Annotated in this window: 10 protein-coding genes and 3 pseudogenes; 8 read left to right on the forward strand and 5 right to left on the reverse strand. The window is 71.1% G+C overall.

Annotation, left to right across the window (positions count from 1 at the left end):
* Positions 1–2: 2 nt before the first annotated feature.
* Together HK417_RS09510 and HK417_RS09515 are read right to left on the reverse strand one after the other, a co-directional pair.
* Positions 3–662, reverse strand: coding sequence for a gluconate 2-dehydrogenase subunit 3 family protein (locus HK417_RS09510; protein WP_222265751.1), 660 nt, complete (start codon positions 660–662; stop codon positions 3–5).
* 586 nt (positions 663–1,248) lie between these two features.
* Positions 1,249–2,181: a hypothetical protein gene (locus tag HK417_RS09515; RefSeq protein WP_222265753.1), complete on the reverse strand. Its 933-nt coding sequence runs from the start codon at positions 2,179–2,181 to the stop codon at positions 1,249–1,251.
* Positions 2,182–2,520: 339 nt separating this feature from the next.
* Between HK417_RS09515 and HK417_RS09520 the strand changes: the two genes are divergently transcribed.
* The 3 genes and pseudogenes from HK417_RS09520 (at position 2,521) to fmdA (ending at position 5,161) form a co-directional block, all read left to right on the forward strand.
* Positions 2,521–3,459, forward strand: coding sequence for a sugar phosphate isomerase/epimerase family protein (locus tag HK417_RS09520; protein WP_222265755.1), 939 nt, complete (start codon positions 2,521–2,523; stop codon positions 3,457–3,459).
* Between the two features lie 153 nt (positions 3,460–3,612).
* The gene (locus HK417_RS09525; RefSeq protein WP_222265757.1) at positions 3,613–3,894 is read left to right on the forward strand and encodes a zinc ribbon domain-containing protein; all 282 of its coding nucleotides are present in this window, start codon (positions 3,613–3,615) and stop codon (positions 3,892–3,894) included.
* Between the two features lie 14 nt (positions 3,895–3,908).
* A pseudogene (gene fmdA, locus HK417_RS09530) lies at positions 3,909–5,161 on the forward strand (formamidase).
* A 494-nt stretch (positions 5,162–5,655) separates the two neighbouring features.
* Here the strand turns inward: fmdA and HK417_RS26910 are convergent.
* Both HK417_RS26910 and HK417_RS09540 read right to left on the reverse strand, forming a co-directional pair.
* Complete coding sequence (locus HK417_RS26910; protein ID WP_222265991.1) at positions 5,656–5,826, reverse strand: helix-turn-helix domain-containing protein; 171 nt, start codon at positions 5,824–5,826, stop codon at positions 5,656–5,658.
* A 146-nt stretch (positions 5,827–5,972) separates the two neighbouring features.
* Positions 5,973–7,406 carry a hypothetical protein gene (locus HK417_RS09540; RefSeq protein ID WP_222265759.1) on the reverse strand — a complete coding sequence of 478 codons (1,434 nt, stop codon included), beginning with the start codon at positions 7,404–7,406 and terminating at the stop codon, positions 5,973–5,975.
* Positions 7,407–7,615: 209 nt separating this feature from the next.
* Here HK417_RS09540 and HK417_RS09545 point away from each other — a divergent pair, with 209 nt between their 5' ends.
* A complete protein-coding gene (locus tag HK417_RS09545; protein WP_222265761.1) occupies positions 7,616–7,768 on the forward strand; it encodes a hypothetical protein in 153 nt (50 codons plus the stop codon).
* Positions 7,769–7,817: 49 nt separating this feature from the next.
* Here HK417_RS09545 and HK417_RS26125 read toward each other — a convergent pair whose 3' ends face one another.
* On the reverse strand, positions 7,818–8,459 hold the full coding sequence (locus HK417_RS26125) for a BBE domain-containing protein (protein WP_222265763.1): 642 nt from the start codon (positions 8,457–8,459) through the stop codon (positions 7,818–7,820).
* A 182-nt stretch (positions 8,460–8,641) separates the two neighbouring features.
* On the opposite strand from HK417_RS26125, the pseudogene HK417_RS26915 reads away from it, so the two are divergent.
* From HK417_RS26915 to HK417_RS25275, 4 genes and pseudogenes are all read left to right on the forward strand, one after another.
* Positions 8,642–9,679: pseudogene (locus tag HK417_RS26915) on the forward strand (WD40 repeat domain-containing protein); the annotation flags it as partial.
* Between the two features lie 64 nt (positions 9,680–9,743).
* Positions 9,744–10,100, forward strand: a complete 357-nt coding sequence (locus HK417_RS26920) for a WD40 repeat domain-containing protein (protein ID WP_368858520.1) — start codon at positions 9,744–9,746, stop codon at positions 10,098–10,100.
* A gap of 214 nt (positions 10,101–10,314) precedes the next feature.
* Positions 10,315–10,779, forward strand: coding sequence for a DUF4231 domain-containing protein (locus HK417_RS25270; RefSeq protein WP_261326260.1), 465 nt, complete (start codon positions 10,315–10,317; stop codon positions 10,777–10,779).
* Between the two features lie 151 nt (positions 10,780–10,930).
* Positions 10,931–13,558, forward strand: a pseudogene (locus tag HK417_RS25275) (nSTAND1 domain-containing NTPase); the annotation flags it as partial.
* Between the last annotated feature and the right edge of the window lie 162 nt (positions 13,559–13,720).

Raw genomic sequence — 13,720 nt, forward strand, 5'->3', positions numbered from 1 at the left:
GGTCACTTCTCCTCGTTGCCGTAGTAGGTCGAGTTGTCGGGCAGGGACTTCTCCTGCAGCTGCCGGCGCAGGTCGGAGAGGGTGGCGATGGGGAGCGTGCGGCCGTCGAAGCCGGGACCCATCTGCTCGGCCGTGTAGCCCCAGTACGCGCCCGGGAAGCCGACGAGCTGCCAGCCCACGGCGTCGCGGTTGCCGCCGTAGACGGGGTCGCAGAAGAAGCCCTCGATCGCGTGCTCACGGACGACGGCGAACAGCCGCCGCAGGATGGGCAGGTCCCGGTCGAGCTCGCCGCGCTCTCCCACCTCGTCGCCGTACATCTGCGGGGTCTCCGCCGGGCCCACGACCTCGGGGCCCAGGAAGCGCCGGATGACGTCGTCCTGCTGCTCGGCCGAGAGATCGACGTACGGGGCGGAGAACTCGCTCTGGCAGAACCGCTCCAGGGCCCGCAGGCCGGTGCGGTACACGTGCTGGAGGTTCTGGCTGATGCCGCTGACGGAGCGGTCGATGTAGTAGACGACCCCGGCGGACGTCGCGCCCGCGCCGTCACCCCCGTCGGGGATGATCCGCTCGGAGATCGCCTCCACGGTGCGCGCCTCGGCATCGTTGAAGAAGGTGAGTGCCACCGAGCTGTCCGGTGCCGTCGCGGCATCGTGCACGGTCATCCCTGATTCCTCTCTGTGCAGTCGAGCGACGTTGCGTGCGCTGCAGGCAGCCTCCGACCAGCGCGTTCGCGGTGCGGTGGTGCGCTGCACTGCGGTCCCGGGAGGGTCTGTGACCTGCCTCACGGGTGGGGCTACGTCATAAGTTAGCGCTATCTCAGCGCTCGTCAAGCCCTCTCTCTGAGAAACCTGCGAAGACACAGGTCAGGGGCTTGAACTCGCTCCGACCGACCTGGTGCGTGGGTCTACCGGGGTGGGACTATGTGAGCGCTCTCAGCAACCGTGACCGGGCTGTTCGTCACCGCCGGGACGGCGCGGCGACCGGGACCGGCGCCTCCGGGAGGGCGTGCGCTGGTGTCGCTCTCGTCGTCGGTCACGTCGGTGGACACGGTGGCGGGCGACACCGGAGGGTGTCGTCGTCGAACCCGAGCACCACTTCATGCACACCGGGAGTGGGCGCCCGGTCGCTTTGTCCGGCGCCTCCCACGGCATGGCGATGGCCCGGGACGGCCGCACGCGGGAGCCATTCCCGGGCCATTCCGGAGCGCCTGCCGGTGGACGTTCCACTACCCGCCGGCAGGCCCTCCGCTCAGCCGGCGTTCGCCTCGCAGGCCTTGCGATCGTTGTCCGCGTCGAGGCGGGCGACGTCGCCGTAGTAGGGGTAGTAGTAGTCGAAGTACGCCTGCGCGTCCCACCGTGTCGGGAAATCGGGACAGTCGAGGTCGTCGCCGGGATTGCTCGGGCGCCGGACGCCGAGAGAGTCGATCCCGTCGCCGTTCCAGTCGCCGACGAAGGCGGTGTCGCCCGGGTTGCCGTAGCCGAACACGGTGTCCGCGGGCCCGGAGGTGAGTGAGTTCCGCAGGTGGTAGGTCCCGCCGCGGCGGACGCCGAGAGCGTCCCCCTTCTGACCGGCGGACCAGTGACCGACGAGCACGGTGTCACCGGGGTTGCCGTAGTAGAAGTCGGTCTCGGAGTACCCGGTGTTCAGGTCGTTCTTCACGAAGTAGCGGCCGCCGCGGCGGACGACGAGCGTGTCGTCGTCGTCGCCGTCCCAGTCGCCGACCAGCACGCTGTCGCCCGGGTCGCCGTAGGAGAAGACCGTGTCGGCGTAGCCGGTGCTGACCGTGTTCTTGACGTGGTAGGTGCCGCCGCGACGGACCGCCAGGGTGTCGGTGCCGTTCCCGTCCCAGTCACCGACCAGGACGGTGTCCCCGGGGTCGCCGTAGGCGAACGTCGAGTCGGCTCCACCGGTGGTGCTGCTGTTGCGGACGAGGAAGGTGTTGCCGCGGCGCAGCATCAGGGTGTCGGTGCCGTTGCCGTCCCAGTCGCCGACGTAGGCCCGGTCGCGGCCCTCGCCGTAGAAGAGGACGCGGTTGGCCGCCCCGTTGAAGCTGTCGTTGAGGAAGTACTGCTCGCCGACCCCGCCGATCTCGTCACCCTTGGCCTGCGCCGGGCTCGCGAGCAGGGTCAGGCCGACCCCGGCGATCGTGGTCGCGGTGATGGCGCGCTGCAGCTTGTTCATGTCGTCCCCCGTGGATCGCGCCGATCGGCTCCGCGGAGCATGTCAGGGGCATCGCCGCGCTGACCAGCACAGACGGGTCAGGGCGCCCCAGCGGCACCACGCGCCCCAGTGACCGGCCCGACCCCCGGGCGTCCGACCGGACGTGACCGACGGCGACGACGGGGGGGCGGCCCCGCCCGCTCCGGACTCCCGCGCACGAGTGACCCACCTTCACCCCAAGGGGGTGCAGCAGCGTTGCTAGTTTGTGGCGCACGGCACACATCCAGCTGCGTTCGGTGACCTCGCCAAGGTGAGCGTGGGGACGACGGCGTGCTCCGTTCCATGACTCGAAGGGGACTCATGAAGACATCAGGAAGCCTGCGCCACACGTTGCGGGCCGTGCTGCTCGCTGCCCTGTCGACAGTCCTGTTCGTGGGGCTGGTCGGCACGGCGAGCGCCGCGCCGTCGACCGCAGCCCGCGGCAGCTCCGACTGTGTCGGTAACAGCCTCCCGGCGAGCAAGGTCTCCATCCAGCTGTGGACCTTCGCCGAGTACGTCGGCTTCGGGACCGACGCGGCCACCCAGGCCCGCCATGAAGAGGTGCTGCGCCGACTCAGCGAGATGGGGTACCGCAACGTCGAGCCGTTCACCCTCAGCGGCTGGACCGCGGAGCAGTACGCCGACGTGCTGAAGGAGTACGGGCTCAAGGCCTCGGGGCGGCACGTGGACGTCGGGACGCCCACCAGCCCCGCCGACATCGCGCAGATCCTGCAGGACAACCGCGTGCTGGGCGTGAAGTACTTCTCCTCCGGCGCGACCCCGAAGCTGGAGACCGAAGCGGAGTGGACCGCCTACGCGCAGTACCTCAACGGCGTCGGTGAGCAGGCCCGCAAGGCAGGGCAGACGCTGATGGTGCACAACCACGACTGGGAGTTCACCACCGTCTTCGGCGACCGCACCGCGTACGACGTGCTGATGCAGAACACGGACCCGCGGAACGTCGTCTACCAGCTCGACCTGTACTGGGCGACCTTCGCCGGTGCTGACCCGGTCGCGCTGATCGAGCAGTACGGCAATCGGATCCAGCTGTTCCACGTCAAGGACCTCAACCCCGAGCTGGGGGACCGCATCGAGATCGTCGGCCGCGGCAGCATCGACTTCCCGTCGATCTTCGCCGCGGCCGGCGGCAGCACCAAGTACTACGTCGTCGAGCACGACCCGCGCTTCGGCGACGCCACGTTCGACCCGTTCCAGGCCGCGCAGGAGGGCTTCGCCTACCTCACCTGCAAGGCCTTCTGACGCACCGCACCTTTCGCGCTCCACGGGGGCGGCCCCGGGCTTCCCGGGGCCGCCCCTCGGCGTTCCCGCCACCGCGGCGAAAGGGCTGGTGCTCCGTCGGTCGACGGGAGCACCATCCCCCGGGTCACGTCCGCCTCCGAGGGGAGCGGCCGCATGGCCGTCTACGTGTACCGCTGCGCCGAGCACGGCCTGCTGGACGTGGCCGCACCGATCGGCACGGCGCCGGACACGTCCCCCTGTCCGCACTGCGACTCGGCCGCGCCCCGGGTGTTCACCCCGCCGGGCCTGTCGCTCGGGTCGGCGAGCCACCGGGCACTGCTGGATCGCACGGAGAGCACCGCAGACACCCCCGCCGTCGTCTCCCGGCCGCCGTCGCGCGGCCGCCCGCCGACGGCACCGCACAACCCCGCCCTCGCTCGACTCCCCCGTCCCTAGGCCTGGAGCCCCTGATGCCCGAGCTCGTCTTCCCCCTGGACTCGTCGAAGCGGTTCACCGAGCAGGAGCTGGTCGGGCACAACCGCTGGCATCCGGACATCCCGCCGGCGGTGACGGTGCGGCCCGGCGACGTCTTCCGGGTGCACTGCCGGGAGTGGTTCGACGGCGCGATCCACAACGACGACTCGGCCGACGACGTCCGGGACGCCCCGCTGTCGACGGTGCACGTGCTCAGCGGCCCGATCGCGGTGGAGGGCGCCGAGCCGGGCGACCTGCTGCTTGTCGACATCCTCGACGTCGGGCCCATCCCGCAGGAGGACTCCGGCCCGCTGGCCGGCCAGGGGTGGGGGTACACCGGATCTTCCCGAAGCAGAACGGGGGCGGCTTCCTCACCGACCAGTTCCCGGACGCCTACAAGGCGATCTGGGACTTCCGCGGTCAGACGGCGACGTCGCGGCACGTGCCCGGGGTCTCCTACACCGGGATCATCCACCCGGGGCTGATGGGGACGGCGCCGTCGGCCGACCTGCTCGCGACGTGGAACCGGCGCGAGGGTGCCCTGATCGCCACCGACCCGGACCGGGTGCCGCCGCTGGCGCTGCCCCCGCTCCCGCAGGACGCCGTCCTCGGCTCGCTGACCGGCGCCGACTTCGACCGGGTCGCGGCCGAGGCGGCCCGGACGGCACCGCCGCGGGAGAACGGCGGGAACCAGGACATCAAGAACTTCAGCCGCGGGACCCGGGTGTTCTACCCGGTCTTCGTGCCGGGCGCGAACCTGTCGATGGGCGACCTGCACTTCTCCCAGGGCGACGGGGAGATCACCTTCTGCGGCGCGATCGAGATGGGCGGGTTCCTCGACCTGCACGTCGACCTGATCAAGGGCGGCATGGAGACCTACGGGGTGGCGGAGAACGCTGTCTTCATGCCGGGCAACGTCGAGCCGCGCTACGACCGGTGGCTGGCGTTCTCCGGCACGTCGGTGACGCTGGACGGCGAGCAGCGGTACCTGGACTCCGACCTGTCCTACCAGCGGGCCTGCCTGCACGCGATCGACTACCTCAGCAGGTTCGGCTGGAGCCGTGAGCAGGTGTACCTGCTGCTGGGGTCGGCGCCGATCGAGGGACGGCTGTCCGGGGTGGTCGACATCCCGAACTCGTGCGCGACCGTCTACGTCCCGACCGGCATCTTCGACATCGACGTGGAGCCCTCGGCGGCCGGACCGGCGCAGATCGACCCGGGCATGGGGGCGCCGCACTCGTCGTTCTGAGGGCGGCTGCTTCCGGCTGCATCACGCCGCCGCGCAACTACCGACCGCTGCCCGGTCCAGGGACGGCGCGCTCGCGGTCACTTGAGGGCCGTCCGGCGCGACGAGCACCGGGATTACGCGTCCCCGTGCTCGTCTCGTGCTCGGCTCGGGCCGGGTGGTCCCGACGGACGTTCGCCGTTCCCGCGCAGTGACGCCCGACGAAGGCCCATACGACCGTCAAGATCTGCAGCAGGGCGATGAGCCACCTGCCCCTGACCGCCTCCTCGGAGAATGCGCGCCGTCGCTGAACAGCTTGTCGGGTCGGCTGGCGACCTGGGCCGCCGCGAGGACGCCTTGGCCGCCATCGAGAAGGCCACCGCCACCTACCGGGCGCTGACCACCGCCCACCCCGACACCTATACCCTCGACCTGGCCGGGCGCCCTACAGACCTACGCCATCGTCCTCACAGCGCTGGGCCGCGACCGCGACTCTCTCGCAGCCGACCACGAGTCGGTCACGCTGTGCCGCGGGCTCCACAGGGGCCACACGGAGGTACCTCGACGCCCCTCGCGACCGCCTCGGCCTCGTAGCGGGCGAGCCAGCTCCGCACGCATTTGCGCGAGATGCCCATCGCCGCGGCAATGTGCGCTTGCTTCCAGCCCGAAGTACGCCGGTCGATGATCAGCTTACGCCGTGGACCGTGAGTCGGGTATCACCGTGGGACACGAGAACCTCCGGGCGGATGGGGGCCTTTATACAAGCCACACTCCACTCGGAGGTTCTCCTGCGTTCAGGCCCGACCGCCGTCACCAACGTCCTGGCCGGGTACAGCTAGCAGACGGCGGTGTTGTCGCGCTCGTCCGACTCGGCGAACTGACTTGCCGAGTCGACCATGATCCGGATTTCGCTCGGCTGAGGCCCCTCATATTTGTCGGAGACGTGAAGGGTGCCCGCGGCCGTGTCCACATTGGATGACGTCCACTGCAGACCGTCCACGGCCACGCTGGCGGTGACCGTGGGCGGGTCGGACGCCCCTTCCCAAGAGAGCGGCACGTCGATGGTAAGAAGCCCTGCCACCTCGCCCGTGTCCGGGTCCGGATCACCACCCGAGACAAAGCATTTTGCCTTGCCGACCGCGAGGTTCGATGACGAGCTGTCTTGGCCTTCTGCGACGAGCGGGACCTTCGTCGCGGGACCTCTGAAGTTTTGGTGGATTACCAGGCGGGTCGACACGGATTCCTGCGGTCCCCCATCAGCGAAAGCGAGCGTGATAAAGCACGAGTCGCGCTGTGTGAGCTGTGCGTTCTCACAGCCGCTCGCCTGCAAGGTCGTCGCGCGTTCATCTTCGAGCTCGAGGCCCGTGATGGCGAGCAATCCCGTACCGATGCTGGTGACGGTCACGCCGTTGCACGCCCCCGACTCGTCGCACGTGATGGAACCGGGCGACACACGGATGCCGAGCTCACCTTCCCACATTTCGATGGCGTCGGTCGGGTCGGCCGGGTCGGCCGCGACGAGCGGGACCTTCGTCGCGGGACCCTTGAAGTTTTGGTGGATCACCAGGTGGGTCGGCACGGATTTCGGCGGTTTCCCATCAGCGAAGGCGAGTGTGATAATACACTTGCCGCCCTGTGTGAGCTGTGCGTTGTCACAGCCGCTCGCCTGCAAGGTCGTCGCGCCTTCATCTTCGAGCTCGAGGCCCGTGATGGCGAGCAATCCCGTACCGATGCTGGTGACGGTCACGCCGTTGCACGCCCCCGACTCGTCGCACGTGATGGAACCGGGCGACACACGGATGCCGAGCTCACCTTCCCACATTTCGATGGCGTCGGTCGGGTCTTCGGCCGGGGCATCGGCCGGGGCGTCGCCCCCGCCAGCCAGCCCCACTATGACCTGTTGTGGGGTTGGAACGACGGGCTCCGTATCGGAGACGTTCGCGAAGACCAGCCAGCCACTGTAGGAGAGGATCAGCGCCAGGACCGTCATCAGCGTCGCGGCCGCGACCCGGACGTGCTGCCACCGGCCGGCCACGGCAATGAAGGGTGGGAGCGCGGCACCTACCGCCAAGCCGATCAGTTTGCCGGTCGCAGAGACGTCGAGCCGGTCCAGGACACCGGTGGCGACAGCACTGCACACCGCGCCGAGCACGGCGAGCGTCAGCTCGAAGCGTGGGCTCGCCCGCCCGGTGGACCCGGTCGATCCGAGGAACCCTCCGCGCTGTGGCACTTCGGCCGATGGCGGCTCTTCAACACCCATGGTGGTCATCCGGTGCTCCCTCGGGTCAGGGTCCGGGCGGACGCCCGATCAGCTGGACCGAGAGTCGGCGCGGTGGCCGCCTGCCACGAGGACACCAAGGGCTGGAAATACCTCACCCAGGTGTCGGTCCGAGCCCGGCAGGGAGCCACCTCGCCATCTCATCCGTCCGGACGGGTCGCCACCGCGCGCGAGCGAGCTGGTCCATCTACCGTCGGCCCATGGTCAAGGCCATCTCGACGAGCTTCGGCGCCCCTCCGCTCAACGAGACCGTCGTCACTCGTCAACTCCTCGAGGAACTGGTCGTGCAGCAACGCGAGACCAACCGGCTGCTCGCCGAGCTGGTCAAGGCGAACCGGGACAAGGACGCCTGACAGACGACGAGGGTGATCACCCTCGATGCACCGCCGCCCAGCAAGCCGCTCAGCCGCTGCGCTCGGTCACCGAGGCCTCCGTGGTGCCGCGCGGGGAGGGGACGTCGGCCCCGGCCGGCTCCGGTGCGATGTTGACGGTGGAACGGAACACGTTCTCGGGGTCCCACTCCGCCTTGAGGGCAGCCAGCCGCCGGTACTTCTGCTCGCCGTAGGAGGTGCGCACGCGCGCGGCGTCCGTGTCGTACTCGACGTTGACGTAGGCGCCGTCGTCAGGTGCGTACGGCCGCAGGGTCGTCCAGAGGTCGCGCGCCCATTGCCGGTCGGCGGCCAGGGTCTCCGCGTCCGTGGTGACCGCCTCCATGCTCACCGCCCAGCGGCGGCTCCGCGGCGGGCCGAAGGAGGTGGCGTCGTCGGGGACGTCCCGGACCCTGCCGCGCAGCGGGAACATCGGCAGCAGGGACAGTGGGCTGGTCTTGCGGGGCAGCCAGCTGACGAGGACGTCGATCGCCTCGTCCGGGAGCTCGTCGAAGTTGAGGGACTCGTCGTAGGCGTGGGCTTCCCACGGCGAGCCCGCGTCGAGCATCTGCTGCAGGGCGACGTACGGGATCGCGGCGACCAGCTCGAAGGCCGGACCGCGGCTGCGCAGCGGCTCGACGGCGGCCGCGTGCTCCTCGGAACTGCCCCAGCTCACGACCAGGATGGCGAACCCGGGGGTGCCCTGGAGCTCGGGGGGGTACGCACGGCTCGGGCGGTGCGGATATCCCCGCGATCAGCGCGCCCATCTGCGGCGTCAGCTCGAAGAAGTAGTCGCGGGCGAACCGCAGCGGATCGGCCGCGTCCTCCGGGCGCCAGAAGAACAGCCCGAGGTCGACCATCGGGACCGTCCGGCTCTGGGACGTCGCCGAGGGACGGCAGCGCGGCGAGCCTCTCGCCGGCCACACCGGCGAGGTCTACGACGTGGCGTTCAGCCCGGACGGCCGTCTCCTGGTGTCGGTGAGCGCCGACACCACCGCCCGGTTCTGGGATGTCACCAGCGGCCGCCCGGACGGCGCCCCGCTCGTCGGGCACGCCGACGATGTCCAGGCTGTCGCGTTCAGCGCTGACGGTCGCCGGCTGGCCACGGCGAGCTGGGACCAGACCGTCCGGCTCTGGGATCCGATCACGCACCAACCGAACGGTCCGCCGCTGGACGGCTACGAACACGCCGTGCGCGGCGTGACCTTCAGCCCGGACGGCACACTGCTGGCAACGGCGGACGCCGATGACGCGGTGCGGCTGTGGAGCGTGGACACCGGCCGGCCGCTCGGTCTCGATCTCCGAGGCCACACTGACGAGGTCGAGGGCCTCGTGTCCAGTCCCGACGGGCGCACCCTCGCCAGCGCGGGCTGGGACCGCACGGTCCGGCTGTGGGACGTGGTCGAGACCATCACGGTCAGCCGCCCGCTCGTCGGGCACACCGACGCCGTCGAGGACGTGGCCTTCAGCCTGGACGGCCGCCTGCTGGCCACGGCCGGTAAGGACGCTACCGCCCGGCTGTGGGAGGTCTCGTCGGGCCGGCCGTACGACGTCCCGGTGCTCGACCACCCCGCGGCCGTCAACGGTGTCGCGTTCGGACGGAACTCCCGGCTCCTCGCCACCGCCGGTGCGGATGGAGCCCTCCGGGTGTGGGACGCCGAGACCGGCAGACCTACCGGTGTGCTGGATGGACATGTGGGCGAGGTGACCGCGGTGGACGTCAGCCGGGACGGCCGGCAGCTGCTCTCGGCCGGCGTCGACGGCACAGTGCGGCTGTGGGATGCGGCGTCAGGCCGGCAGTTGATGGAGTTCACCGGGAACGCCGAGGAGGTCTACGGAGTGGCGTTCGCCCCGGACGGCGCGTCGGTCGCCTCCGCAGGGAAGGACGGAACCGTCCGGGTCTGGGACGTGGCGAGAGGTCGGCAGGACGGGCCCGCCGCTCACCGGCCACACGAACGCCGTGTGGGACGTCGCGTTCAGCCCGGACGGGAGACAGCTCGCCTCGGCCAGCGCCGATGGGACCGTGCTGCGGTGGGACCTCCCCGCCCGCCGTCCGCACGGGGGGCCGTTGACCGGCGCGACCGGCGAGGTCTACGGCGTGGCGTTCAGCCGGGACGGGCGGTTCCTCGCCGCATCGATCGGGGACCCCGCGATCCGGCTCTGCGACAGCGCGGACGGCTCGTCCGGCGCTCGCGTGCTGACCGGCCACTCCGACCAGGTCCTCGGAGTGGCGATCAGCCCCGACGGCCGGCAGCTCGCCAGCGCGAGCCTCACGGGACGGCACGCTTGTGGGACCGGGAGTTCGACTCGTGGCTGATAGCGGGCTGCTCGCTGCTCAACCGCAACATGTCGATCCAGGAGTGGCACCAGGTGCTGCCCGGACTTCCGTACGAACGGACCTGCCCGGAGCTCCCGGCCGGACCGGCGGCTCCTGGAGACGCACCGGCCGCCCGCTACTAGGCACCTCCCGTCTGCGCGTCGCAGGGTCGGGCTGATGGACCGACCCGAGCCCAACGCGGAAGCATGGCGCCATGACGGGTCCCGAGGACACCGGGTCACGCGCCGACCCCGGCTTGGACCATCCGGCCTGGGCGCGGCTGGTCGACCAGCTCGACTGGTACGACCGGAAGAGCACCGCCGCTCAGCGGGCGTTCCTCCGGCTGAAGGTCGTGGAGATCGTCGTCGCGGCAGCCATCCCGGTGGTGGCCGGGGTGGGCGGACCGGCGTTGCTCACGGCCGCGCTGGGAGCGACCGTCGTCATCCTGGAGTCCGTTCAGCACCTGTTCCAGTGGCAGACGAACTGGGTGCTGTACCGGTCGACCGCCGAGGCGCTGAAGCACGAGAAGTTCCTGTTCCTGTCCGGCGCCGGGCCCTATGCGACCGGGGACCGGCAGCGTGTGCTCGCGGAGCGGCTGGAGGGCCTCATCTCCCAGGAGCACGCGAAGTGGACGCAGGGCCGCGAACTGGCTGACCGAGAGCGCCCACCGGCGGGCTGACCACAGGGCCGTATCACGGGCGCTCGTCCGGGCCTCTGTTGAAGACCGATCCGGACACGGAAGCCCCGGCGGCGGGGCGCGCTCGGCGTCGACGGTCCGTGGTGAACCCGCGACGCTGAACCGGCACGGAACACGCCCCTGGGGGTGGCTCATGGCCAGGGTCTTCGTCAGCCACTCCGGCGAGGACACTGCCCTGGCCGGCGAGGTGCACCGATGGCTGATCGACGACGGCCACGACGTGTTCCTCGATCAGGACCTCGACGGCGGCATCCGTGTCGGAGAGGAGTGGGAGAGGCGGCTGCACGAGCGGCTGCGCTGGGCCGACGCCGTGGTCTGCGTGCTGACCTCGGCCTACCTGGAGTCGGTGTGGTGCTCCGCCGAGGTGGCGATCGCCCACTCGCGGGGCAGCCGGGTTCTGCCCGTCCGAGCCGAACCCGAGGTGAGCCACCCGCTGGTGAAGTCCCTCCAGCACGTGGACATGACCAAGGACCCGGCCACCGCCCGGGCGAAGCTAGCCGCAGAGCTGCTGCGGGTGGACGCCGCGGGCGGGTCCGGCTGGCTCGACGACCGCTCGCCGTTCCCGGGCCTGCGCCCGCTGGACACCGACGAGCACTCGGTGTTCTTCGGCCGCGCCCGGGAGATCGACGAGTTGGCCACGCTGCTGCGCTCGCCGGCGGAGCGAGCCGATCCGGCGATGCTGGCCGTCGTTGGCCCGTCCGGCTGCGGCAAATCCTCGCTGGTGCGGGCCGGGCTGCTGCCGGTGATGGCCGCGGAGGCGGAGTGGTGGATATTACCGGCGATCCTGCCGGGCACCGAACCGACCGCGGCGCTGGCCCGCGAGCTGGCCGCGTCGGCCAAACAGCTCGGCCTGTGCTGGACCGCTACCGACGTGCGCCGCCGGCTCGACGACGGCGGGGTCGGCGGGCTGGTCGACGACCTGCTGCTCGCCGTGCCCGGTCGCCGCCGCCGGCACCTGCTGATCATGGTGGACCAGTTCGAGGAGCTGCTGACCCAGACCGGGTGTGAGGAGCGGTCCCGGTTCACCGAGCTGCTGCGCGACGCCCTCGCCGGGCCGGTGCAGGTGATCGCCACGCTGCGCCCGGAGTTCCTCGATCAAGTGCTGGCCAGCCCGGAACTGTCCGTCCTCCCGGCCCGCACGCACGCGCTGCGGCCGCTGCGACCCGAGGCGCTGCGCGCGGTCATCGAGGGCCCGGCCGACCGGGCCGGCATCGCCATCGACGCCGACCTGGTGACCCGGCTGGTCACCGACACCGGCGGCGGCGAGGCCCTGCCCCTGCTGGCCTACACCCTGGCCCAGCTCACCAAGGGCGTCGCCCGCGGCGGCCGGCTATCCACCGCGCGGTACGAGCAACTCGGCGAGGTGCACGGAGTGCTGGCCGGGCAGGCCGACGCGGCACTCGCCGACGCCGTCACCGCAGGGGGGCGCAACCCCGACCAGGTGATCCGGGAGCTGCTGCGACTGGTCACCGTCGACGAACAAGACCGCCCCACCCGGTGGCGCATCCGCCGCGACGAGCTCCCCGAACAGGTGCGCACCGAGCTGCAGCCGTTCGTCGACCGCCGGCTGCTCACCACCGACACGGACAATGACCGCGTCGTCCTCGGCGTCGCCCACGAAGCCTTCCTTTCCGCGTGGCCACCGCTGGGCCAGGCGATTACCGCCTCCGCTACGGCGCTGCGCGCCCGCCGCGAGATCGAGCGAGCCGCCGAACATTGGGCCGAGCAAGGGCAGCCGTCGGCGCGGCTGTGGGAACGGGGGCACCTGGCCGCCGCGCTATCCGACACCGGTGCCCGGCTTCAGACCGTCCGCACATCGCACGGAACGGCGCCCGCCGCGGAGGTGCCTGCTCCAAGGCGAGGATGGGCGAGCCGGTGGCCACGCCCCCGCCGGAACCTGGTTGCCGACCGCGTCGAGCTCAGCGCCCACGCTCGGGACTTCCTGCGGGCCAGCATCCGCCGCGACCGGCGCCGCCGCGGCAGAGCCGTCACCATCCTGTCGTCGCTCTTGGTCCTCGCTCTGGGCCTCGCCGCCTTCGCGTTCGACCAGCAACGCACCGCGGAGGACCAGAGGCGTGTCGCCGAGGAGCGCCAACTCCTCGCCACCGCCCGCCAGCTTCTGGCCCAGGCCGAAGTTCGTCTCGACCAAGACCCACGCACGGCGCTGCGGTTCAACGAAGCCGCCGTTCACCTTCATGACAGTCCTGAGACCCGATCTGCCTTGGTGAACAACGTGCTCACGACGCCGTATGCGGGGGCCCTGGCCGGTCACACCCGCGAGGTGTGGTCGGTGGCCTTCGCCCCCGACGGGCACATCCTGGCCTCCGCCGGCTTCGACGGCACGGTGCGGCTGTGGAACCTCACCGATCCGGCCGCCCCCACCCCGCTGGGCGCCCCGCTGACCGGCCACGGCAGCCAAGTCATGTCGGTGGCCTTCGCCCCCGACGGGCACATCCTGGCCTCCGCCGGCATCGACGGCACGGTGCGGCTGTGGAACCTCGCCGATCCGGCCGCCCCCACCCTCCTGAGGTCCCCGCTCACCGGGCACAGCGGCGGGGCCTTGTCGGTGGCCTTCGCCCCCGACGGGCACATCCTGGCCTCCGCCGGCATCGACGGCACGGTGCGGCTGTGGAACCTCGCCGATCCGGCCGCCCCCACCCTCCTGAGGTCCCCGCTCACCGGGCACAGCGGCGGGGCCTTGTCGGTGGCCTTCGCCCCCGACGGGCACATCCTGGCCTCCGCCGGCATCGACGGCACGGTGCGGCTGTGGAACCTCGCCGATCCGGCCGCCCCCACCCCGCTGGCTCCCCGCTCACCGGCCACAGCGGCGGAGCCTTGTCGGTGGCCTTCACCCCCGACGGGAACATCCTGGCCTCCGCCGGCCGCGACCGCACGGTGCGGCTGTGGAACCTCACCGATCCGG

It is taken from the genome of Modestobacter marinus, assembly GCF_019799945.1.
Classification (GTDB): Bacteria; Actinomycetota; Actinomycetes; order Mycobacteriales; family Geodermatophilaceae; genus Modestobacter; species Modestobacter marinus_B.

What these genes read in the sequence shown, in the direction of transcription:
- HK417_RS09510 (WP_222265751.1), bottom strand. Translation starts at nt 662, where the DNA reads ATGACCGTGCACGATGCCGCGACGGCACCGGACAGCTCGGTGGCACTC.
- HK417_RS09515 (WP_222265753.1), bottom strand. Translation starts at nt 2,181, where the DNA reads ATGAACAAGCTGCAGCGCGCCATCACCGCGACCACGATCGCCGGGGTC.
- HK417_RS09525 (WP_222265757.1), top strand. Translation starts at nt 3,613, where the DNA reads ATGGCCGTCTACGTGTACCGCTGCGCCGAGCACGGCCTGCTGGACGTG.
- HK417_RS09545 (WP_222265761.1), top strand. Translation starts at nt 7,616, where the DNA reads ATGGTCAAGGCCATCTCGACGAGCTTCGGCGCCCCTCCGCTCAACGAG.
- HK417_RS09540 (WP_222265759.1), bottom strand. Translation starts at nt 7,406, where the DNA reads ATGACCACCATGGGTGTTGAAGAGCCGCCATCGGCCGAAGTGCCACAG.
- HK417_RS09520 (WP_222265755.1), top strand. Translation starts at nt 2,521, where the DNA reads ATGAAGACATCAGGAAGCCTGCGCCACACGTTGCGGGCCGTGCTGCTC.
- HK417_RS25270 (WP_261326260.1), top strand. Translation starts at nt 10,315, where the DNA reads ATGACGGGTCCCGAGGACACCGGGTCACGCGCCGACCCCGGCTTGGAC.